This window comes from Maritimimonas sp. 2304DJ26-3, from assembly GCF_056591635.1.
Window position 1 is genome coordinate 340,025 of record NZ_JBWQOK010000001.1, and the last position, 22,328, is coordinate 362,352.

Sequence of the window (22,328 nt, forward strand, 5' to 3'; positions counted from 1 at the left end):
ACAAATGAAATCATTAAAAACCCTATTATTAGCAGGTGTATTATTTTTAGGATTTAATGCAGTAAGCGCACAGTCTAAAATAGCACATATTAATACTGAAGCTTTAGTTGCGGCTATGCCAGAAACAAAGCAAATGCAAGAGGAACTTAAAAAAATTGCTCAAACGTACGATACAGAATACAAGTCTCAAGGTAGTGCTTTGCAAGCTAAATTACAGAAGTATGATGCTGAAGCGGCAACTCAGACTGATACTGAAAATGCAAAAAGAGGTAAAGAAGTTCAAGATTTACAAAAAAAATTACAAGTATATGCTCAAACTGCTCAACAAGAGTTACAGAAAAAAGAGTTTGACTTGTACAAACCTATAGCCGAAAAAGCTCAAAAGGCAATAGCCGATGTAGCTGCTGCAAAAGGTGTGCAATATGTATTTGATGCATCTCCGGGTAAAGGGTTAATCGTATATCAAGGTGAGGATTTAATGGCTGCTGTAAAAGCAAAATTAGGTATCAACTAAGATCGATTTTAAAAACTAATTTTATAAATCCCACTTTTACCAAAGTGGGATTTTTTATTTTTGTGATATATGAACAATCAACCTATTGGTATTTTTGATTCAGGTGTTGGAGGTATCACTATATGGAAAGAGATTACCTCCCTTTTACCACAAGAAAACACTATTTATTTAGCGGATAGTAAAAATGCACCTTATGGACAAAAAACGAAACAAGAGATTATTGATTTATGTATAAAGAATACTGAATTTCTTTTACAGAAGGGCTGCAAAATTGTTGTGGTAGCGTGTAATACTGCTACTACCAACGCTATTTCTTATTTACGTAACAATTACGATGTTCATTTTATAGGAATAGAACCCGCTATCAAACCAGCCGCACTTCAAACCAAAACTAATGCTGTTGGCATTCTAGCTACAAAAGGTACATTAACAAGCGAACTTTTTAATCAAACATCAAATAAGTTCGCATCAAATATTACTGTAATTGAGCAAGTTGGTGAAGGGTTAGTTCCCTTGATAGAACAAGGAAAAATCAATAGTACAGAAATGAACAAACTGCTGTTTAAATATCTTCAGCCAATGCTTGGTGCTTCTATTGATTATCTAGTACTAGGATGTAGTCATTATCCCCTTTTGATGCCACAAATCCGAGAAATTATAGGTGATAATGTAACAATTATAGATTCTGGTTCGGCAGTTGCAAAACAAACAAGAGCCATCTTAAAAGAAAAAGAAATGCTAATTGGCAAACATTCTAATTTAAATAATCATAGATTGTATACCAATCTTAATCTCGAAGTTTTAAACCTTTTTGTAGCTAGTAATAATACAAATATAAGTGCTCAAAAGTTTGATTTTTAAGTCATCCTGCTCTTCTCTTATCATCTAAAACAAAAAAAGCATCCCAATTTTGGGAAGCTTTCCATTGACTAACTTTAACAGTTAGAGCAGTTTATAAAAAACTACTAAAAACAACACAACTTTCTTTTTGCGGTCTGGACGGGACTCGAACCCGCGACCCCCTGCGTGACAGGCAGGTATTCTAACCAGCTGAACTACCAAACCGTTGCTTAATTAGCGGTTGCAAATATAAGCTCGTTTTTTCTAATCTGCAACACATATTTTCACTTTTTTACAAAAATCGTTTTCTACTCACCAAATACGCCGTTAAAACCTGATTGAATCCTTTATTAATGTCTACTGGCACATAGTCAATTTTATATTGTGTACATCTCAATTTTAACTTTGAAAAGTAAGTATCAACAGCTTCTTTATACGTTTCTTTAATAGTATCTGCATATAAATTAATATGTTCACCTGTTTCAACATCTACAAATCGTTTAGGTCGATTATCAAAATCGAAATCCATTTCATGTTTACCATCATAGGTGTGAAATAAAATAACTTCGTGTTTGTTGTACTTTAAATGACGTAATGCTTCAAATAATTCATCTTCTTTTTTATCTGCTTGAAACATATCAGTAAACAAAAACATCATTGATCTTCTATGTACCTTATCAGCAATTTCATGTAAAACATCATAAGTAGAAGTTTTCTTTTGAGAATCTTCTTTCTTTAATAAATCTTCTAAAGCATTTAACAACATGTATCGGTGACGTTCACTTCCTTTTGCAGGTGCATAATATTCATTCTGATCAGAATAAATACTCAATCCGAATGCATCGCGTTGACGCTTTAATATCTCAAGCAAAGCCGCCGATGCAATTACTGAAAAACTTATTTTGTTTAACTTATTTATAGAGACATCTTTTATTATGGGATAATGCATTGAAGCCGAATTATCTATTATTAAATGACACCTTAAATTAGTTTCCTCTTCGTAACGTTTTACAAAAAGCTTGTCTGTTTTAGCATATAATTTCCAATCGATATGTTTAGTACTTTCACCTTTGTTATATAAACGATGTTCAGCAAATTCAACAGAAAATCCATGAAACGGACTTTTATGCATCCCAGTTATAAAACCTTCGACAACCTGAGTTGCTAGTAATTCTAAACTACCTATCTCTTTTATATTGCTAACTTTAGATAACTCCATAACTTCTACAAAGTAAAAAAGGTTTGACTAATAGCCAAACCTTTTCAAAATATAATTCTTAAATGCAATTTAAACTAGAGCATCTAATTTTTCAGTGTAAGTTGCTTTAGGCGCAACACCAACTTGTTTGTCTACCACTTCACCATTCTTAAAAATTAATACAGTAGGTATATTTCTAACTCCATATTTTGCAGCAAATTCTTGATTTGCGTCAACATCCAATTTTCCAACTACAGCTTTACCATCAAAATCATTGCTTAATTCTTCAACTGTAGGAGCCAACATTCTACATGGGCCACACCAAGCTGCCCAAAAATCTACTAATACCGGTTTGTCTGATTTTAATACTACCTCATCAAAAGTAGCATCTGTTATTTCTAATGCCATATTTTTTTATTTAATATTCTAAATTCGTGTGTACAAAAATAAACAATTATTTTCCTTTTTAACTAGAGCTTAATTAGTTTTGCTTATAATAGTATGTAAAAAAATTATTTCCTTACAATTGGTTTTCTTATGAGTTTTTTTCTTCCGATTTAATCTGTATTTTTGTAGCCGAATTTTTGAGGAAAAATTTGACTGATTGCAACCTCGTTAAAAATGCTAAAGCAGTAATTTTCTACTTCTTTACACGACCAATCATTCATCTTTTTTAAACTTAACTAAAAGAACAATCTATGTCATACTTATTTACTTCAGAAAGTGTTTCTGAAGGACATCCTGATAAAGTAGCAGATCAAATTTCAGATGCTTTAATTGATAATTTTTTAGCTTTTGATCCTGAGTCAAAAGTAGCTTGCGAAACGTTGGTTACAACTGGTCAGGTGGTTTTAGCTGGTGAAGTTAAATCTAACACTTATCTAGACGTTCAAAAAATAGCTAGAGATACTATTAATAAAATTGGATACACTAAAGGAGAATATATGTTTGATGGCAATTCTTGCGGTGTACTTTCTGCGATACATGAACAGTCTGATGATATTAATAGAGGTGTTGACAGAGATTCTAAAGAAGAGCAAGGAGCTGGTGATCAAGGAATGATGTTTGGCTATGCCACGAAAGAGACAGATAATTACATGCCTCTTGCCTTAGATTTGTCGCATCAAATATTAATTGAATTAGCCTTATTGCGTAGAGAAAATGAACTTATAAAATATTTGCGTCCAGACGCGAAGAGTCAGGTTACTATTGAGTATTCTGATGACAATAAGCCTCAACGTATTGAAGCTATTGTTGTATCTACTCAACATGATGATTTTGCTTCAGATGAGGCTATGCTAGCTCAAATCAGAAAAGATATAGTTGAAATTTTAATCCCTAGACTTAAGGTTAAATTAAAACCAGAAATTCAAGAATTGTTTAATGACGATATAAAATACCATATCAATCCTACTGGAAAATTTGTAATTGGTGGCCCTCATGGAGATACTGGTTTAACAGGAAGAAAAATTATTGTTGACACTTATGGTGGTAAAGGCGCACACGGAGGTGGTGCATTTTCTGGAAAAGATCCAAGTAAAGTAGATAGAAGTGCTGCTTATGCTACTAGACATGTAGCTAAAAACTTAGTAGCTGCGGGCGTTGCAGATGAGATTTTAGTACAAGTATCATACGCTATTGGTGTAGTTGAACCTATGGGTATTTTTGTTGATACCTATGGTACTTCTAAAGTCGATTTATCAGATGGAGAAATCGCTGAGAAAGTTGCTAATATCTTTGATATGCGTCCTGCTTCAATTGAAGAACGATTAAAACTACGTCAACCCATGTATAGCGAAACTGCCGCCTACGGACATATGGGACGTAAAAATGAAACAGTATCTAAAACATTCTATACACCTAATGGAGAAGCCAAAACTCTAGAAGTTGAATTATTTACTTGGGAAAAATTAGACTATCTAGATAAAGTTAAAGAAGCTTTTAATTTATAAAATAAAAAATCCGCTATAAAGCGGATTTTTTATTCATCGTAATCAACTTCAACTAAATCAGAAGTTGGTACACTCTGGCAACTTAATATATAACCATCTTTGACTTCTTCATCAGTCAAAACCACATTGTTCCGCATTTGTACTGACCCTTGTGTTACTTTACAAATACATGTAGAACAAACACCTCCTTCACAAGAATATGGCGGATCAAAACCACTATCTAATAACGTTCTTAAAATAGTTTTTCCTTTAGGAATCGTTAATTCTACTTTTTCATCATCTAAATTCGCAATTAGCTTAGCATCAGAAACTCCAACTTCTGCATTACTTTTAATTTCTACTCCATCTCCAAAGCTTTCAATAAAAATACGCTCTTCTGGTACGTCAATATTTTGCAGAGCATTCTTAGTATTGTCAATCATAGTACCAGGACCACAGATATAATATTCTACATCTTGCGCATAAAGAGGGTATTCATTTATAAACCATTCAACACATTGAGTATCAACTCGTCCTTTTCTAAATTCCATTTTTGGCTTTTTAGATAGCCAACCACTTTTTGATCTACTTAAAGCATGAACTAAAATAAGTCTGTCTTTATATTCTTCTTGTAGTTTATCCAGCTCATCCTTAAACATAATAGAATCTTGTGTTCTATTGCCGTAAATCATATGCACATAACTCTTTTCTTCAGTGTGTAAAACTGTTCTTAAAATGGAAAGAATAGGTGTAATACCACTACCCGCTGCAAACAGATAATATGTTTTATAATTATCCTTTTTAACATCGGCAAAAAAGCGGCCATCAGGAGGCATTACTTCTACTACACTACCAGCTTTTACATTATCATTAATATGATTAGACACTAAACCATCTTTCACACGTTTCACACCAACTCGCAAAGGTTCTTCTAATACAGGTGAACTACATAAAGAATATGAACGCCTCTCTTCTTTGCCATTTAAATTAAACTTTAATGTAAGATATTGACCTGGTTTGTAGTTAAAAATATTTTCCATTCCGTTAGGAATTGTAAATGCTAATGAGACCGAATCACTTGTTTCATTTTTCACTTCTACAACTTCTAATTGAAAAAATCTGTTCATAATAGTATTTTGAATGGTAAAAATACGGAAGAGTTTTCAATCACAATCTTCTTCTGTACAATGATCTTTGTTTGTTTCAAATTCCAACGTTACGTGTTGAATATTTTCATGCTCTAGATCATGCTTAATGTCTTTCTTCAATTTTGAAATTTTATCTATTGTATAATCTTTATCTAGTATTACATGTGCTGTCATGGCATTTGTATTTGTACTCAATGCCCAAATATGAGTATGATGCACTCTTTGAACAGCTTCATTTTTCAAGATTATTTTTTGAATCTTTTCGACATCAATATCTTTAGGAACTCCATCCAGCGTAAGTTTTATACTTTCTTTTAGTAAACCCCAAGTAGTAACTAAAATTACAATTGCAATAATTATACTAACTATCAAATCTATCTGATGCCATCCTGTATAATGAATCATTATACCAGAAATTACCACACCTACAGACACCATGGCATCAACGAGTAAATGAATAAAGGCTCCTTTTATATTAATATCATCTTTTTGCCCTTTATAAAACAAAAAGGCTGAAAGGGTATTAATAAATACCCCAATCAGTGCAACAATAATTATTACTTTTCCTGATACTTCCGGCGGAGCATCAAAACGTTCAATAGCCTCTTTAGCAATGTTAAAAACTACAGCAACTAATAAAACAGCATTTATTAGTGAAGCTAATATTGAAGCTTTTTTATAGCCATAAGTATACAATTTTGTAGCTGCTTTTTGCGTAAGTTTTAGTCCAATCAAAGAAATAATCAGACTTGCTACATCACTTAAATTATGAGTAGCATCTGCTATTAAAGCTAAAGAATTATGCATAAAACCATATACAAATTCAATAGCTGTAAAAACAGCATTTAAAAAGATACCTATATAAAAAGCTCTGTTTATTTGTGATAAATCGGTAGGGCCATGATGATGCCCTTCGTGACTATGCTCTGACATACTGTTAAACTTACTCGTAAATATATAAATAAGATTTTTCCTTTTACAGGAATGTGTAAATTTGCACCGTGGTAAAAATAGATAACATAGAGCTACCAGACTTCCCGCTATTGTTGGCGCCCATGGAAGATGTCTCTGATCCGCCGTTCCGAGCTTTATGTAAAGAACAAGGAGCTGATGTAGTGTATACCGAATTTATTTCTAGTGAAGGACTCATTCGTAATGCTGCAAAAAGCACAATGAAATTAGACATCTACGAAAAAGAGCGCCCCGTAGGGATACAAATTTTTGGAGCAAACCTTGATTCCATGCTTCAAACCATAGACATTGTTGAGAAGTCAAATCCTGATATTATAGATATCAATTTTGGTTGTCCAGTAAAAAAAGTAGTTTCAAAAGGTGCGGGAGCAGGTATCTTGAAAGATATCTGTTTAATGGAAAAACTAACGGCTGAAATGGTGAAGCGTACTAACTTACCTGTAACTGTTAAAACCCGTTTAGGTTGGGATCATGACTCCATAAAAATTGTAGAAGTAGCTGAACGATTACAAGATGTTGGCATTAAATCTATTGCTATACATGGTCGCACGCGTGCTCAAATGTATAAGGGTGATGCCGATTGGAAGCCTATTGCGGCAGTAAAAAACAATCCTAGAATGCACATTCCTGTGTTTGGAAATGGTGATGTTTCTACCCCAGAACGAGCTAAAAAAATGCGTGATGATTATGGTTTAGATGGAGCAATGATTGGCAGAGCCACTATTGGCTACCCTTGGTTTTTTAGAGAAGTAAAACATTTTTTTGAAACTGGTGAACACTTACCAAAACCTACTTTAGAAGAACGCGTTAAGGTAGCGCGTCGTCATTTAGAAATGTCTATTGATTGGAAAGGTGAGCGCTTAGGTGTAGTTGAAACTCGCCGACATTATACCAATTATTTTAAAGGTATTCCGCACTTTAAAGAATATCGTTTAAAAATGGTAACATTAGATGATCCTCAAGATGTATATAATGTATTTGATGAAGTACTTGAAAAATTTACGGATCATCAATTTGCTTAAAATGCGAGGATTCTATTTTCTTATTATTCCCTTTTTGCTTACAAGCTGTACCAACTTTGGGCAATTAAAAGTATTGGCAGATCTTCCTAAATCTTTAAAAGAAGTTTCAGGTATGGAAACTACTCCTAAATCTAATCTTATTTGGATGTTGAATGATAGCGGTAATAAACCCCAATTATTTGGCTTAAATGAAAAAGGAAAGATCAAAAAAATACTAAAAATCAATGCTAAGAACCATGACTGGGAAGATTTAACTTCTGACACACAAGGAAACTTTTACATTGGTGATTTTGGAAATAATGCTAACAAACGTAAGAACTTAACCATATTAAAAGTAAACGCTACAGACTTAAAATCCGACAAAAAAGTAGAAATAGAGCGTATCAATTTTAGGTATCCTAATCAGGAAAAATTCCCGCCTAAAAAAAAGCAAATGCATTTTGATAGCGAGGCATTTTTCTTTTATAATGACAGTTTATATATTTTTACCAAAAGCCGTGTAAAGCATAAATTTGGTAGAACCAATATGTATAAAGTGCCAGCTAAAAGAGGAAATCATGTGGCTACATATGTAAACTCATTTGAATCTTGCAAAGACATGGAGTGTTGGATAACGGCTGCAGATATTTCTAAAGATGGTAAAAAAGTAGTGCTAACAAATCACAAATCTGCTTGGGTATTTACAGATTTTAAAAAAGATGATTTCTTTTCAGGTAAAGCAACTGAATTACCTTTTGAAGCTGACTTGTCTCAAAAAGAAGGTGTTTGCTTTAAAAATGATACAACATTATATATAACCGATGAACGAGCTCATGGTTCTGGTGGTAACTTGTATGAATTTAAAATTGACTAATTCTTTACCTGTAATTTCTTAACCAACTTTTCTATAGTCAATCCTTGTATTAGAATTGAAAAAACTACTACTATATATGTGATTACTAAAAATAAATCACGATGCATTTCTTGAGATAAACCAAGTGCTAAGGCAATTGAAATTCCTCCTCGCAACCCCCCCCAAGTCATAATCAAGTTAGTATTTGGTACAAAATCGAGTTTCTTTTTAAATAGATTTACCGGTAGTAGTAGAGATAAATATCTACATGCTAAGATAATCGGAATTGCTATCAACCCAGCGGTAATAAATTTACCATCATATACTAATACCAGCATTTCCATACCAATTAGCACAAACAAAATAGCATTCAATAAAATATCTATGAGCTCCCAAAATTTATCTACATAAAGCTCAGTGGTTTCAGACATTGAAGAATCACGAATGGTATCATTCCCTACAACTAATCCTGCTGCTACCATTGCTAAAGGAGCAGATACATGAAATTTTTGTGCGATAATTGTACCGCCCATCACCATGGCTAAGGTTATAATGACCTCAATATCAAAATCATCAATAGATTTTAGCATTTTAAAAGTTAACCACCCTAAAGCTAATCCTAAAAGTACACCTCCAAACACTTCAACTCCAAAAAGTTCAGCTACACCCCAAAAAGAAGCATCTCCACTACCAGATGCTATTTGATAAATAGTTAAAAAGACTACCACACCAACACCATCATTAAATAATGACTCTCCTACAATTTTAGTTTCTAATTTTTTTGGCACACCTGCCTTTTTAAGTATTCCAAGCACAGCAATAGGATCTGTTGGAGAAATTAATGCACCAAAAAGTAAGCAATAGATAAATGCAACATCTAAACCTAACAACGGTAAAATATAATACATTACTCCTCCTATCAAAAATGTAGAAGTTAGCACTCCTAATGTGGCAAATGATAAAATAGGCCAACGTTGCACTTTTAATTGCTGAAAATTAGTATGCATAGCTCCCGCAAAAAGCAAAAAACTAAGCATATGATCTAATAATAATTCCTTAAAATCAATTTGTTTTATAAATGCCACCTCTGCCTGTAATAGTGTGTCATCAAAATAACTTAATGCAAACACTGCTAATGTGTAAATAATGGTAATAAGCATTAAGCCTATAGTATTTGGCAGTTTTAAAAACCGTACGTTTATATAGCCAAAAATTGCCGAAAGTGTTATAAGTGCAGTAAATATTAAGTAATAGTCCATCTACTTTTTATTGAGGTACAAATGTAAGTGGTTTATAAAATAATTCCATCCTGCCATACCACTTTCTCTTTTAAATTCTGGTATGTCTGCCGTAAAAGTTTCAATGCCAGTACTGGTCAATCGTAATCTTACTTTATTAGATTCTTTGAATAATTCAAAATACACGAGTCCTTTTCCTTTATATTCCTTATATCTCCAATCATAAACAATTTTTTCTCTTGGAAGTACTTCAATAATTTCCCATAGATGGGTAAACTTTCGGTCTTCATTTTCAATTAAAAATTGTGTTTTAAAACCTACTTCAGGTTTAAAATCAGGAATATTATCAAAAAACCACTGTACTATTTGATGATGTTCAGTTATAGCTTTCCAAACTACTTCTAAAGGTTGATCAAAAGTTTTTTCAACAACAATCGGCTCTGCCATAATTTAGTCTTTTACAGAATGTCTAATATATTTTTCAACTACAACAGCAGTAATAATTACCATATAAAACTGACCTACAAGGCCTACTAAAACAGCAGCTTTTTGCGCTATAGCTGTTGCTGGAATAATTTCTCCATAACCTATGGTTAATAAAGTAATATACGCATAGTATAAAATGTTATCAGATCGCACTTCAAAATCATTATTCTCCATTAAAATTCCTTGAAAAGAACCCGGGTTTATTAACTCGATTGACATAAATAAGAAGAAAGCTAAAAACCCTAACGATATATAACCACTCATTAAACCTATGATAACATTCTTAGTTACTCGTTTTGCTTTCCAAACTTGACCAATAATATTCCAGGTAACAATCAAATGAAAAATGAAATAGATCGACAATCTAATTAAAATGTTCTCTGTATTATCAGATCTAGTGATCATATCTGACCCAAAAATAAAAGCTGCGACTGCAAATAATCCAATAGAAAACCACATTAGCTTTTTCTTTTTAGAAATCATTAAAATACCTGCTGCTATGCTTACTAAATATAACATTGGAAGCAGAGTATATTCGTAAAAATCATGTGGAAAGAACAATGAACCAAACAATATAGTCAGTTGAGTTGCCAAAAACATTTCGAAACGATATTTATATAATTTAATAATCATATCGTTTGAATTGTATGAATTTTAACCTCTTTATGCTTTCCTTTTAACAATACCTTCCCTAAAAAAGTAGCAGAAAATCGGCTTTTAAATGTAAGATCGTTTAATAAGTTTTCAGAGATTAAAATTGAGACGTTATAATTATTACATTCTCCTTGAATACGTGCCGAGGTATTAATAACATCTCCATGATAAGCAAGTTCCTTTTTAACTACACCAACTTCGGCAACCATAAGAGCACCGCCATGTAATCCTGCTTTGAATTCTGGTACCAATCCGTATTTTTCGAGATAATAGTCAGATTTTGATTGTTTTTTCTTCTGAAATGCAAAGAATAAATCCACACAGTTATTATTAGCCAACCCTTTTTTATAAGGCCAACTTAATACTACTTCGTCGCCTACATATTGGTAAATTTCGGCTTCATATTTAGGGACCACTTCATTGAGATCATAAAAACAATCTTGAATCATTTTACTGTATTTGTGGTGCCCTAATTTTTCAGCAATCGTAGTAGAATCCTTAAGGTCCAGAAACATAAAGATTCGTTTTTCTTCTTGTGGATTGCGATACTTACCTAATAACATGTTCAACAATACGCCTTTACCAAACTTATCTGAGACTATTTTTATAAATGAAAAAAGTAAGGTCGCTATTGCCATATATGCAATAATTGCCCAAAACGATTTGTCCTGTCGCCACCACCCTATACTTGTGTCTACGTCTAACTCATAAATACCTGCAAACAAACGCATAGCTAAAGTAAAAACTACTATAGTAATTGCTAAATATGAGAATGTTTTAAGTAAAAGCATAAAACCTATACTCAGCCGTTTTGAAACATAGTTGTTTATTAATAAATCAATATTTGCATACAAAACACCTATTAAAAAACCTACAAAAACAGAGGCTATTAAACCATTGAATACTAAGTCTTCTTGCTCAACAATAACTTCAAATCCTATTTCGTTTTCAAGACCGTAATATCTAAAAATAACCCATAATCCCATGACAATTATCCAGTATATGGAAGATTGTCCTAGGTTTTTGAAATATGTTTTTAAATTTTTGGTCATATTTTGGTTGGTGGACGCCAAATATACATCAAACACTCAACAACTCTACTCGTTTAATAAAGTTTCATTAAATTGATATCCTTTATAATTTACCCTAAATAGAGCACTATACAACGACGGAATAAACAAGAGGGTGATAATAGTACCAAATAACAGCCCAACCATAATACCTATAGCCATACCTTCCCACATTTCACCTCCAGAAATATATAGTGGTATCAAACCTAGCACCGTTGTAAAAGTAGCTAATAGAATTGGTCTAAAACGCTGCAAACAAGCAGCAATAATTGCATCTTGTTCGGTTCTACCTAAATCTCGCTGTTCTATTTCCATTCTATCTATGAGAACAATCGCATTATTTATTACGATTCCTGCCAAGGAAATAACTCCTAAAAAAGGCATAAAACCAAATGCTTCTCTAAATACCAATAAGCCAATTACCACACCAATAATACCTAAAGGAATTGTGAGCACTACCATGCCCATTTTTCTAAATGAATTAAACTGAATAATTAGTAGTAAAACAATAATAAAACCTGAAATTGGCAAATAACCAATTACAGACCCCATGCTTTCTGCTGATTGTTTTGCATCACCACCAAACTCATAGGTATAATCTTGTGGCCAATTTTGTTTTTGCTCTTCGAGCCAAGGTGTAATTTCTGAAGTAATAGCAGAGGCATTTCCACCTACACGTAATTCACTTGTAATATTTACTGTTCTTCGCAAATCGAAACGTTTTATTTTAGCATATTGCCACTGCGGAACAATAGATGCCACTTGTAACAATGGTACACTTCTGCCCGTTGCTTGCGAATACACATTTAGTGTTTCTAAAGATGCTAATGATTGCTGTTGAGTATCATCACTACGCATCAAAATAGGGATGGATTTATCATCCTCTCTATATTCACCTGTTTGAAAACCATCTAAAACAGTTTGCAATGATGTTGCTATGTCTTGACTTGTTACACCTGCAGACTGTGCTCTATTCTGATCAATTTCTATTAAGAATTTTTTACTCTTTGGTCCCCAATCATCTTTTACATTCTTGGTTCCTGAAATACTCGATAATTTTAACTTGACAGCTTCCGCTATTTGAGATAAATCATCAGGATTACTACCAGATATTTTTATTTCAATTGGCGTTCCGCCTCCACCTGCACCTAATGCGCCTACTTTAATATCTGCATTCGGAAAATTATTAAAAGTGAAATTATCTAATTTAGATATCATGGCATTATTTTCATTAAAAGAAGATGTATTTACCAATATATGTGCGTAATTAGAATTTGCTTCGTCTGGAGAATATCCTAAATCATACGACTCGGGCCCTTCACCAATATATGATGACCAATCAAAAATACCAGTTGTTTTTTCAGTATTTACTTGTAAAGAATCTGCCATAAACTGTTCGATACGTTTTACTACTTCTGTGGTACGTTCAATTTTATTTCCTTGAGGAAGATTGATATCAATAGTAATCATATTACGATCACTATCAGGAAAGAAGATAAAAGGAATCTTAGTAAAGCCATATAACGATGCAAAAAAGATTAGAAAAATACCAACAATAACCTTCCATTTGTTAGCTAAAGCCATTAATATCAAATCTTTGTAATATTCTTTAAGTTTGTTAATAATTCTATCTATAAAACTTGGTTTCTTAGTTTCTTTTGGTTCAACTTTTAAAAATAAATAACAGAACAGCGTAATAACTGTTAACGCAATAATCCAAGAAGACAATAATGCAATCGTTATCACAACAAAAATGGGCCCTACAATATCACCCATAGTAGTTGGCGATAAATAGAATGCTAAAAATGCGGCCGACGTTGTCAATGTTGAAATCAATAATGGCATCCATAATTCTGAAAAGGCATCTATTGCAGCTTTTTTACGTTCTATACCCTGTTCCATCTTTACCATAATGGTTTCGGCTACTACTATAGCATTATCTACCAACATCCCTAAAGCCATTATTAAAGCAGCTAAGGTCACCTGATTCAGCCCCATATTAATGATTCCCATAATCATGAGTGTCATAATGGTAACAATGGGAATTAAACTAGCAATAACAAACCCTGTTCTAATACCTAAAAAGATGAGCATAACTAATAATACAATACCTATAGATTGCATCAAATTACTGATGAAATCACTTACTTTAAAATCTATATAAGTATCTAATGAAGACACCCTGGTTAGTTCTAGACCTATGGGCAATTTTTGTTGCCATTCATTCACTACTTTATTAACTTCTTCACCTAGTGCAATAACATTTGCATTCTTTTTTAAGTTAACATGTAGTGAAATAGCATCTTTACCATTAATTCTTACTTTTTGTTGCGGTGGGTCTATATAAGATTGTGTGACCGTAGTTATATCACCCAATTTTACTAACTGTGAACTATTGTTGTTACCAACAGAAATCAACATGTTTCTAATATCTTCAACAGAATTAAAATTACCTGTAGGTTCTAAGATTATTCTTTCATCACCCAAATTAATCTGGCCGCCAGAATTTAAAATATTAGTAGATGCTATAGATTGCTGTAATTTGGAAGCCGACAACCCATATTCTTTTAACCTTGTATTATCAAACTCTACGAATACTCGCTCTTCTTGTTCACCACCCATTTCTACTTTAGCGGCATCTGGAATTTTTATCAGAGCATCTTTAATATCATCCGCATATTCCTTCATCTCAGCATAATTATAACCATCTGAAGTTAGCCCAATTACTATACCATAAACGTCTCCTATACCATCGTCGTTTAAAGAAGGATTCACTCCTTGTGGTAAGCCTTGCAACGCGTTTAGCTTTCTACGCAACCTGTCCCAAACAGATTGCATTTTTTCTGCAGAAACTTCATCTTTTAAAACAACACTAACAACTGATAAACCTGTTCTAGACGTACTAGCTACTTCTTTTAATTCTGGTAATTCTTGAGCAACTTTTTCAATTTTGTCGGTAACTAATTGTTCAACGCGCTCTGGACTGGCTCCAGGAAATTGAGAGACTACTGTAGCTACTCGAACAGTATATGGAGGCATACTATCGCGTGATAAACCCGAATACATTACCAGACCCATCAGTACTATGGTAGCCAATACCATAAAAGTGATTCGGTTTTTATCTATAGAAAATTGAGCTAGATTCATTTGGTTAGTTTTTGGTATTACTGAAGTCTTACTGCTTGTCCATCTAATAAAGTTTGTAGTCCTGCTGTCGCAATCTTTTGCCCTACTGATAATCCAGAAGTAATTTCAAACCCTTCTGCTGTTAAATTACCAATGGTAATTTGTTGCTTTTTTACTTTAGCAGCTTCCCCTTCTTCTATTAAAAACACAAAACGACCTTTACTATCTTCACCAACTGCATTAGCCGGAACAACTAAAATGGTATTGTCATTTTTATGATCACCAAAATCGAATGTTACGTTAGAAGCCATGCCACTTTTTATCTCATCACTAGGATTAGTAACTGTAACACGAACAGGGTATGTAGCTGTATTAGCATCTACTGCAGGCGCAACTTCGGTAACTTTACCTTTAAATTTTTTACCTGGTAATGACGAGAAATCAACATCAACAGTCATATTATTTTTTACACCATTGATAACACTTTCTGGTATTCCTAAAGTAATTTCCATATCTGTACCTGCATTTAAAGTTGCAACTGCTTGTCCTGGAGTTACATTTTCATCTATTTCAGAAGTTACAGCGGCAATAAGACCATCTTCTGGTGCATAGAGGTAACCATATCGTATTTGCTCTTGTTGAATAGCTACACCGCGCTTAGCTGATTGGTAACTTTCTTGGGCTGTTTTATAAGCATTTTTAGCCGATTCAAAATCACTTAAACTCGTACTTCCTTTTTCATACAATGAACGTACACGATTTAAGCTCAGTTTAGCAGTATTCATTTGTGATTCGGCACTATTTAGTTGTGTTACAGATTGTTCATACGATAAACGAGAAGCAACATTATCTAGTTTAGCCAACAATTGTCCTTTTTTAACTTTCTGCCCAAGTTTAACATTGTATAGCGTGATGATTCCTGAATTTCGGAAACTTAAATTGATGATCTTATCGGTTTCTGCAGTTCCACTAAAGGTTCTGATCTTTTCACCTCCCAGATAACCTACTTCTTGAAATTTAACTGGGCGAACAAATTTTTCGGTTTCCTTTTTTTCTTCAGAACAGGAAAACAAGAATCCTGCTATGGCAGCTATACTAAAAATCTTTATTATTTGTTTCATTGTACTTTGTTTATCTTTTGGTTAGCTTAATTTCTTCCAGTTAAAAATTCTAAAAATCGTTGAGTGAATTTGTTATTTTCTTCTTCAGTATTCAGTAAAAAATAATACCCCATAAAGCGCTCTAGCTGCAATCCGTTAATTAAAAAATTATAGACTGCATTGGTACGCGCTAATTGAGCATTTAGATAATTATTTTGAGCATCTATTAACTGAATTATATTTACTGCACCATTGGCATAGGATGCCTGCGTGAGTTCTAAAGCTTCTTTGGCAGTCTCTTCTGATACTTTTGATAACTCAATATTCGATATTTGATTAATTACATTTAAAACTCCAATTCTCACATTGCTTGCAATGGCTAATTCGGTATTTTCTTTATTTATATTTAATTGATCTTTTTGAATAATATTTGTCTGACGATTGATATTTGTTTGATTCTGATTTAGAATAGGAATTGAGACATTTACACCTACATTATAGTTATCATCTAATAATGAAAAACCTGGAGGCGCAGTGCTCCCCGCACCGCTTCTACTAAATGTTCTGTTGTACTGTCCTTGAAGCGCAACAGTTGGTAAAAATCGCCCGCTTGAATTTAATTTTAAGTTACGCTCAATAGCGTCTAAGTTAAAGCTTAATGATTTTAATTCTGGTGCATTGTTCTTGGCTTCTTCTGTTAAAAAGGTAATAAATGGTTCTCTAGAAGTTGGGTCATCTAAAATTTTAGCAAATTGATCATAATTGTATCTTTTAAAGATACCTTCATCTAATTTTACATCTTCTACATCTATTTCGGTTTCAACCGGATTATTAAGTAACTGATTTAGCCCCACAAAGCTCTGTTCTAACTGATTAATAGCTTCTACCATAGACTGTGTATTCTGTGCCATTTGACTTCGAAAACGAAGCATATCTGATTTACCAGATTGGCCTGCATCAAAATTCTGCTCAGCAATTTGTAAGTTTCGCTTTGTAAGATCTAGATTACGCATTTGAATTTGCGTATTTGCCTTTAAAATCAACACATTAAAATAAGCATTGGTTGCATTAAAAATCGCATCTAACTCGGCCGCATTAAAATTTTCTTGTTGTGCTTGTTGTAACTTTTTCTGAATAGAAATATTTGCGTTGGCTGCTTCAGAAAAAATAGTTTGTTGTAAGGTAATATTTCCTGAGGTAGAAAATTCTGGATTCTGCCCATTACTAGCCTCTGCAGCTTCGGGATCTACATAAGTACCTGTTCCAGAAGCCGTTAAACTTGGCAAATTGTTACTCTTAGCCGTTTTTACATCTTGCGTACTTAATTCTATGTCTTTTTTTTGTGACCGTAAAGACAAATTTTGCCCTAAAACATCATCTATAACTTCTAAAAGATTATATGTTTTTTTAGACAATACATTTCTAAACTCTCCCACAAAATCAGTATCATTTATCAAACTAAATTTTATTGGAATTCCAACCAATTCTGCCGTATTATAATTAATAGTAAGTCGTGGACTATACTCTATAAAAACTGGCATATCAGATAATGGCGTGCCATTAATATATCCTTCTACAGACAATGAAATTCTACGCAAAAACTGATCAAAACTCTCATCAGCTTCATTTGTTGCCATGATTCCTTTTTTAACTTGTTCTACACCATTGATGGTAAAAGAAGGTAGTTTTCTTTCTATAAACGTATTTGATAAAATTTCTAGCTCAACATCATTTAAAAAGAAACCTCCAGCCATATATATAGCATCTATGCCATCTAGATTTGATGTAATATCTGAAACTGATTCAAAAGGAATTAATTTATAATTTGCTTTTAGAGTTTTAAATTCTTTATCGAAGGTTTCCTTAAGTGGAAGAATCTCTAAAAAAGGTTTTTCTATAACAATTCCTAAATTTTTAAAATTGGTTAGCTCTTTAAACTTTGTGAAATCTTCTAAAAAAGATTCAGACTCAATTAAATATGTGAAATTTTTAATACCAGAAGTCTTTTTTTTAAAATCTATGGTGCTAAAATCTCTATTTACTGCACCAAATAAAATCGTTGGTTTTTGATGTATTGTTTGACCACTTACAACCTTATTATTAACAACTCCAAATGCTAGAATAATATCAGTATTGTTATTTAATAACTGTTTATAATTCTGTTCCGCCTTTTGAAGATCATGATAGCTTACCAACATATTTTCTCTCGAAAATTCTATGACAGCATCTTCGCCAACAACAGTTTTTACTTGAGTTCTTAGTTTCTCTAATAAGGGTTCTATTTCTTCGGTGTAATTATCTATTAAGATACCAATGTTATATGTTTTCTTCTGAGCAAAAACTACTATTGAAACAAATAGGAAAATAAAGAATAAGAGTTGTTTTTTCATTTTTGTTTGAGTTAGTCTTATAAATCTACAAAAAAAAACGAGATTAACTTGTAGCCAATCTCGTTTGAAACCTTAATATTTTAAGATCAATTCTGTTTTAGAAACCGAACCCTAGCTTAAAAGCTAATCGTAGTCCATCGTCACTACTAAAAGCTGAAATATTACCTGTCATCATATTAGCCATATTAATAAAGAAACCTCCACCAAATGATGTATTCCAGTCGTCGATATTATTTAAAGTTGGATTTATAACCATGTCATTGTCAATCCATACTTTACCAAAATCAGCTCCACCGTAAATACCAATATGGATAGGTAAAAAACCTGTTTTAAGATTACCAAAGTTCCAACGTAAATCAGTTGTTTGTACAAAAGCACTTTTGCCTGTAAAGCGTTCGTGTCTATATCCCCTAAGGCCTGTTCTTGCACCTAATTGTGCTCCTTGATAAAATTCAAAATCATCTCCTAAATTGATATGAGCTCTAGATTTAGTGGCAAATACTAACTGACCACTAGAGACTAGTTTATAATCAAAACCCAATTCTGGAATTAGATATCCAAATCCTTTAGAAGTGTCTACATTATTTTTATAACCAGCCAATACAGAAATTTGCATTCCTAAAGTTGGAAAAGCTTCCACATCAGCATTAGCAAATTTATATTCAATCTCGCCTCCATAAAAATCTTGCTTATCAAAAACTACATTATCCGCAGCTAACATTTCAATAAAGCGCCCTGCAGTTCTATCAACTTCGTTACTCTCATAAAATGGTGATAGCTTAAAAACAGATCCTTGCTGTCCTCTAAAAACCAAAGACAAGGCACCTCTAAATGTTCTAATCTTTACACGATTGTAATCAAGGTCAAAATTATCACCATCTTCAGCTTCAGGATTTAATGTACTATTTCCTAAACCAAAAAAATTCACAGCATAATTTGGGCTGTTAAATTGCGCATCTATCCCTAAATTAACTCCATTAAATATGTTGGCAAATTCTCCGCTATAATTCAAATCAAATCCGCTAGTGGCGAAATAATAGGCTGCCGAGATTATATGCTTAGAAGTAAACGGATTACGCTCAAAACCATAAGCTGTATAGGTATTACTAACGCCAATTCTAAACCCATCATCTGGATTTGCACCAATAGTTGGTATAAATTGATTTGTATTGTTCTTTAGTTTTTTAAAATCATAAACATTTGATTCATAATCATCTCTTATACGCAGTCGAGCTTTCTTAGCTTGCGAAACATCATTCTTTTTGCTTTTATAATCATAGACGAAGATTCTACCTCCTTCAGTAATAATATATTTGTCGTTATTTTGACCTCCTATTAGTCTTAATTTTATCTTATTGTTTTTACCCTTAGCCTCAAATATATCATCATCATCTAAACCATAGATCCAAATTTCTTTAGTCTCGTTTGGGTTGTATGTTCTCTTATGAAAGATATCTGCTTTTTCTCCTTTTTTAATCCGCTGAGCTGTTACTGTTACTTGATGGTTTGGAGAACATTCTATTGTAAAATAGTCATCCTTATCTGTACCTTTTACCACAATAAATTTGTTAACTACATCAAAATATCTATCTGAAATAGCTTGTAAGTTTGATCTTCTAGCCTTTAATTTTCTCTTTATCTCATCTACAGTTTTATCTCTTACTTCTTTAGGGAAATTTAAAAAAGCTTTATCTATTGCGTCATCTGTCAGTCCTTTTTGGATATGTTTTACTTGAGCATCCCATATAGCCTTACCAGATTCATTTATCAAAGCCATATCTAGAGGATACGGTTCTACATTCATTCCTTTTACATCTGTAAGATCTTCGTCATATTTTCGAAGTAATCTAGCAGTCGGAATTAACTTAACTGCTGCACCTAATAAAAAGCCATCAGACATTATAGAAAATGCTTGGTCTCTATCTCTAGGCATTGGTCTATAAACCGTTCTACCATTTTCTTTAAAGGCAATCCAGCGCCATTGGTCATCATGTCTATCCCAATCACCAATCAACATATCGAACAAACGAGCTCTTATATACGATTCTTCATCCAATACAAAATCTTCATCTTTATGTAGTTTTTCTAAGACATCATCTGTACTAATTAACTTATCTGAAAAACCAAAGCTTGCTTTATCTCCATGGTTATTTCCTGCACGTTCTTCGATCATATACAATTCGTCACCATATTCATCATTATAAACTCCTAAGGCTTTTTGTTTCGGAATGTAATACAGTTTAGGGTTGGTATGATATACTCCAACAGCGGCAGAAAGATCACCTATAGTAAATGGAGCATAAGGATGTGACCCAGCAAAGACATCATATAATAAACTTTCGGTAAAAGTATTGCCATCAAATTGTCCTTCTACATACTGATCTTTAAATAAAATAGCTTGTAAATATTGTGAGGGATTTTTCTTTAAAGCTCGAATTACATATTCTTGTCCTTTGTCATTTTGCATTCGCAATGACTTCGATTGATTTCCTCCTCCTCTACGTATAGATGTCAATCCTCCAAACAATGTATCTAAATTTACTGTCGGTACTTCTACTTTAGTACTAAAATATTTTCGATATCGGTCGCCCCATAAAAATTTATGAAACCCTCCTTTATCAGTTTGTTCGTCTGTATAAACTGATGCTTTTACAGTTGCTGGAAAGTTAGTATCATAATCTGGAATAGTAGTTTTTGCATTAGGCTTTAAAACTTGAGTTCCATACATAGGCTGCTCTTTATTCACATCAAAAAACCGAACAAACGAAGAACCATCATTAAAAACATCTAATCGCGCATAGCCATTTTTACCAGCGGCAAATTTAGCACCACCAACATTTCTAGTTCCTGTAACCTTAGAACCAGCTCCACTAACAATCTGATGAAGGTTATCTTCAACTAAATATTGCAAACTATGTTCGTGTCCTGAAACAAAAATTACTTTGTCATTCTGTTGAGCTAGGGCAACAACTTCGCGCTTAAATTCATTATACCGCTTGTTTTGAAGATCGGTAGGTGAAATACCTGTTGTGCGTCTCAGTACATTTTTAACTGTTCCTAAAACAGGTGTAGGTGTCATATGACTACCAAAAGTATACTGGCCACCATGTGGGCCGTTGGTAAACATAGGATGATGCAATGCTATAATGGTTGTTTTACCTCGGGTTTTTTTAATTAGTCCTCGCAACTCTTGATAAAATTTGTTCCGGGTTTTAATTTGACAATCGTCATTAATTGTTGGGTGATGATCCCAATTAGTAATATACCATTCAGAGTCGATTAAAATTAGCTCAATATCATCAGAAATTGTTACGCGCTTTAGCGGACAACCATCTTCTGGTAAAAAAGTATTTTTACCCAACGCATCTTCTACAAACTTTTCTTGACGTTTTAATCCTTTTAAACCAGAATACCAATCGTGATTACCAGGAATAAAAATGGTTCTTCCTTTAAAGTTTTTTGCTGATTCTACTTGAACCTTTAATCTATGCTCCGCTAAATTTCTATCATTCGCATTTTTTCCAGGAAGGCCATCTTCATAAATGTTATCTCCTAAAAAGATAGCTGTACTATTTTTTGATGCATCATTAAGTGCTTTCTGAAACGCATTCAAAGCCTCAGATTTTCGACCTAATTCAGAATTACCAGCATCTCCAATTAGATAAAAAGAATGCGCTATTTCTTTATCTGGAAACTGTGAATTATTTGCTTCCTTTTTTATATGTGTTTGGTAGGTAGCACACGAGTTTAAAAAAAATAGAGCAAAAAATACTCCTATTACCTTAAGTAAGTTTTTCATGACAGATC

The 22,328-nt window shown here is 33.0% G+C and carries 17 protein-coding genes and 1 tRNA gene; 5 read left to right on the forward strand and 13 right to left on the reverse strand.

What is annotated here, in order from left to right; genetic code table 11:
- Positions 1 to 4 precede the first annotated feature (4 nt).
- Positions 5 to 514 (forward strand): OmpH/Skp family outer membrane protein, encoded by a 510-nt coding sequence (locus AC1EUV_RS01570; RefSeq protein WP_480196901.1) that lies wholly within the window; start codon positions 5 to 7, stop codon positions 512 to 514.
- A gap of 69 nt (positions 515 to 583) precedes the next feature.
- Positions 584 to 1,375, forward strand: a complete 792-nt coding sequence (gene murI / locus AC1EUV_RS01575; RefSeq protein ID WP_480196902.1) for a glutamate racemase — start codon at positions 584 to 586, stop codon at positions 1,373 to 1,375.
- A 130-nt stretch (positions 1,376 to 1,505) separates the two neighbouring features.
- Here murI and AC1EUV_RS01580 read toward each other — a convergent pair.
- The 3 genes from AC1EUV_RS01580 to trxA all read right to left on the reverse strand — a co-directional run bounded on the left by AC1EUV_RS01580 (position 1,506) and on the right by trxA (position 2,960).
- A tRNA-Asp gene (locus AC1EUV_RS01580) sits at positions 1,506 to 1,579 on the reverse strand.
- A gap of 67 nt (positions 1,580 to 1,646) precedes the next feature.
- Positions 1,647 to 2,573: a DUF58 domain-containing protein gene (locus AC1EUV_RS01585; RefSeq protein ID WP_480196903.1), complete on the reverse strand. Its 927-nt coding sequence runs from the start codon at positions 2,571 to 2,573 to the stop codon at positions 1,647 to 1,649.
- 69 nt (positions 2,574 to 2,642) lie between these two features.
- Complete coding sequence (gene trxA / locus AC1EUV_RS01590; protein ID WP_480196904.1) at positions 2,643 to 2,960, reverse strand: thioredoxin; 318 nt, start codon at positions 2,958 to 2,960, stop codon at positions 2,643 to 2,645.
- A 290-nt stretch (positions 2,961 to 3,250) separates the two neighbouring features.
- Here trxA and metK point away from each other — a divergent pair, with 290 nt between their 5' ends.
- Positions 3,251 to 4,504 carry a methionine adenosyltransferase gene (metK, locus tag AC1EUV_RS01595; RefSeq protein ID WP_480196905.1) on the forward strand — a complete coding sequence of 418 codons (1,254 nt, stop codon included), beginning with the start codon at positions 3,251 to 3,253 and terminating at the stop codon, positions 4,502 to 4,504.
- Between the two features lie 29 nt (positions 4,505 to 4,533).
- Here metK and AC1EUV_RS01600 read toward each other — a convergent pair whose 3' ends face one another.
- Positions 4,534 to 5,610, reverse strand: a complete 1,077-nt coding sequence (locus AC1EUV_RS01600; RefSeq protein WP_480196906.1) for a 2Fe-2S iron-sulfur cluster-binding protein — start codon at positions 5,608 to 5,610, stop codon at positions 4,534 to 4,536.
- Positions 5,611 to 5,646: 36 nt separating this feature from the next.
- Entirely contained in the window at positions 5,647 to 6,564 is a 918-nt protein-coding gene (locus AC1EUV_RS01605) for a cation diffusion facilitator family transporter (protein WP_480196907.1), read from the reverse strand.
- Between the two features lie 68 nt (positions 6,565 to 6,632).
- Here AC1EUV_RS01605 and dusB point away from each other — a divergent pair, with 68 nt between their 5' ends.
- The gene (gene dusB / locus AC1EUV_RS01610; RefSeq protein WP_480196908.1) at positions 6,633 to 7,625 is read left to right on the forward strand and encodes a tRNA dihydrouridine synthase DusB; all 993 of its coding nucleotides are present in this window, start codon (positions 6,633 to 6,635) and stop codon (positions 7,623 to 7,625) included.
- A gap of 1 nt (position 7,626) precedes the next feature.
- Positions 7,627 to 8,478 carry a hypothetical protein gene (locus tag AC1EUV_RS01615; protein WP_480196909.1) on the forward strand — a complete coding sequence of 284 codons (852 nt, stop codon included), beginning with the start codon at positions 7,627 to 7,629 and terminating at the stop codon, positions 8,476 to 8,478.
- Here AC1EUV_RS01615 and AC1EUV_RS01620 read toward each other — a convergent pair.
- The 8 genes from AC1EUV_RS01620 to AC1EUV_RS01655 form a co-directional block, all read right to left on the reverse strand.
- Positions 8,475 to 9,716, reverse strand: a complete 1,242-nt coding sequence (locus AC1EUV_RS01620; protein ID WP_480196910.1) for a cation:proton antiporter — start codon at positions 9,714 to 9,716, stop codon at positions 8,475 to 8,477. The two genes, AC1EUV_RS01615 and AC1EUV_RS01620, sit on opposite strands and share 4 nt — an antisense overlap.
- The gene (locus AC1EUV_RS01625) at positions 9,717 to 10,142 is read right to left on the reverse strand and encodes an SRPBCC family protein (protein WP_480196911.1); all 426 of its coding nucleotides are present in this window, start codon (positions 10,140 to 10,142) and stop codon (positions 9,717 to 9,719) included. It abuts the gene before it with no gap.
- 3 nt (positions 10,143 to 10,145) lie between these two features.
- Complete coding sequence (locus tag AC1EUV_RS01630) at positions 10,146 to 10,814, reverse strand: ion channel (RefSeq protein ID WP_480196912.1); 669 nt, start codon at positions 10,812 to 10,814, stop codon at positions 10,146 to 10,148.
- A complete protein-coding gene (locus AC1EUV_RS01635) occupies positions 10,811 to 11,887 on the reverse strand; it encodes an adenylate/guanylate cyclase domain-containing protein (protein WP_480196913.1) in 1,077 nt (358 codons plus the stop codon). The genes AC1EUV_RS01630 and AC1EUV_RS01635 overlap by 4 nt, the downstream gene beginning before the upstream one ends.
- A 45-nt stretch (positions 11,888 to 11,932) precedes the next feature.
- Positions 11,933 to 15,052 carry an efflux RND transporter permease subunit gene (locus AC1EUV_RS01640; RefSeq protein WP_480196914.1) on the reverse strand — a complete coding sequence of 1,040 codons (3,120 nt, stop codon included), beginning with the start codon at positions 15,050 to 15,052 and terminating at the stop codon, positions 11,933 to 11,935.
- A 17-nt stretch (positions 15,053 to 15,069) separates the two neighbouring features.
- Entirely contained in the window at positions 15,070 to 16,152 is a 1,083-nt protein-coding gene (locus tag AC1EUV_RS01645) for an efflux RND transporter periplasmic adaptor subunit (RefSeq protein ID WP_480196915.1), read from the reverse strand.
- 26 nt (positions 16,153 to 16,178) lie between these two features.
- Positions 16,179 to 18,521 carry a TolC family protein gene (locus AC1EUV_RS01650; protein WP_480196916.1) on the reverse strand — a complete coding sequence of 781 codons (2,343 nt, stop codon included), beginning with the start codon at positions 18,519 to 18,521 and terminating at the stop codon, positions 16,179 to 16,181.
- A 97-nt stretch (positions 18,522 to 18,618) separates the two neighbouring features.
- Positions 18,619 to 22,320 (reverse strand): metallophosphoesterase, encoded by a 3,702-nt coding sequence (locus AC1EUV_RS01655; protein WP_480196917.1) that lies wholly within the window; start codon positions 22,318 to 22,320, stop codon positions 18,619 to 18,621.
- Positions 22,321 to 22,328 lie beyond the last annotated feature (8 nt).

Coding starts and splice junctions, on each gene's coding strand:
- metK (WP_480196905.1), top strand. CDS start 3,251: ATGTCATACTTATTTACTTCAGAAAGTGTTTCTGAAGGACATCCTGAT.
- trxA (WP_480196904.1), bottom strand. CDS start 2,960: ATGGCATTAGAAATAACAGATGCTACTTTTGATGAGGTAGTATTAAAA.
- AC1EUV_RS01605 (WP_480196907.1), bottom strand. CDS start 6,564: ATGTCAGAGCATAGTCACGAAGGGCATCATCATGGCCCTACCGATTTA.
- AC1EUV_RS01655 (WP_480196917.1), bottom strand. CDS start 22,320: ATGAAAAACTTACTTAAGGTAATAGGAGTATTTTTTGCTCTATTTTTT.
- AC1EUV_RS01625 (WP_480196911.1), bottom strand. CDS start 10,142: ATGGCAGAGCCGATTGTTGTTGAAAAAACTTTTGATCAACCTTTAGAA.
- AC1EUV_RS01640 (WP_480196914.1), bottom strand. CDS start 15,052: ATGAATCTAGCTCAATTTTCTATAGATAAAAACCGAATCACTTTTATG.
- AC1EUV_RS01635 (WP_480196913.1), bottom strand. CDS start 11,887: ATGACCAAAAATTTAAAAACATATTTCAAAAACCTAGGACAATCTTCC.
- AC1EUV_RS01630 (WP_480196912.1), bottom strand. CDS start 10,814: ATGATTATTAAATTATATAAATATCGTTTCGAAATGTTTTTGGCAACT.
- murI (WP_480196902.1), top strand. CDS start 584: ATGAACAATCAACCTATTGGTATTTTTGATTCAGGTGTTGGAGGTATC.
- AC1EUV_RS01620 (WP_480196910.1), bottom strand. CDS start 9,716: ATGGACTATTACTTAATATTTACTGCACTTATAACACTTTCGGCAATT.
- AC1EUV_RS01585 (WP_480196903.1), bottom strand. CDS start 2,573: ATGGAGTTATCTAAAGTTAGCAATATAAAAGAGATAGGTAGTTTAGAA.
- AC1EUV_RS01650 (WP_480196916.1), bottom strand. CDS start 18,521: ATGAAAAAACAACTCTTATTCTTTATTTTCCTATTTGTTTCAATAGTA.
- AC1EUV_RS01645 (WP_480196915.1), bottom strand. CDS start 16,152: ATGAAACAAATAATAAAGATTTTTAGTATAGCTGCCATAGCAGGATTC.
- AC1EUV_RS01615 (WP_480196909.1), top strand. CDS start 7,627: ATGCGAGGATTCTATTTTCTTATTATTCCCTTTTTGCTTACAAGCTGT.
- AC1EUV_RS01600 (WP_480196906.1), bottom strand. CDS start 5,610: ATGAACAGATTTTTTCAATTAGAAGTTGTAGAAGTGAAAAATGAAACA.
- AC1EUV_RS01570 (WP_480196901.1), top strand. CDS start 5: ATGAAATCATTAAAAACCCTATTATTAGCAGGTGTATTATTTTTAGGA.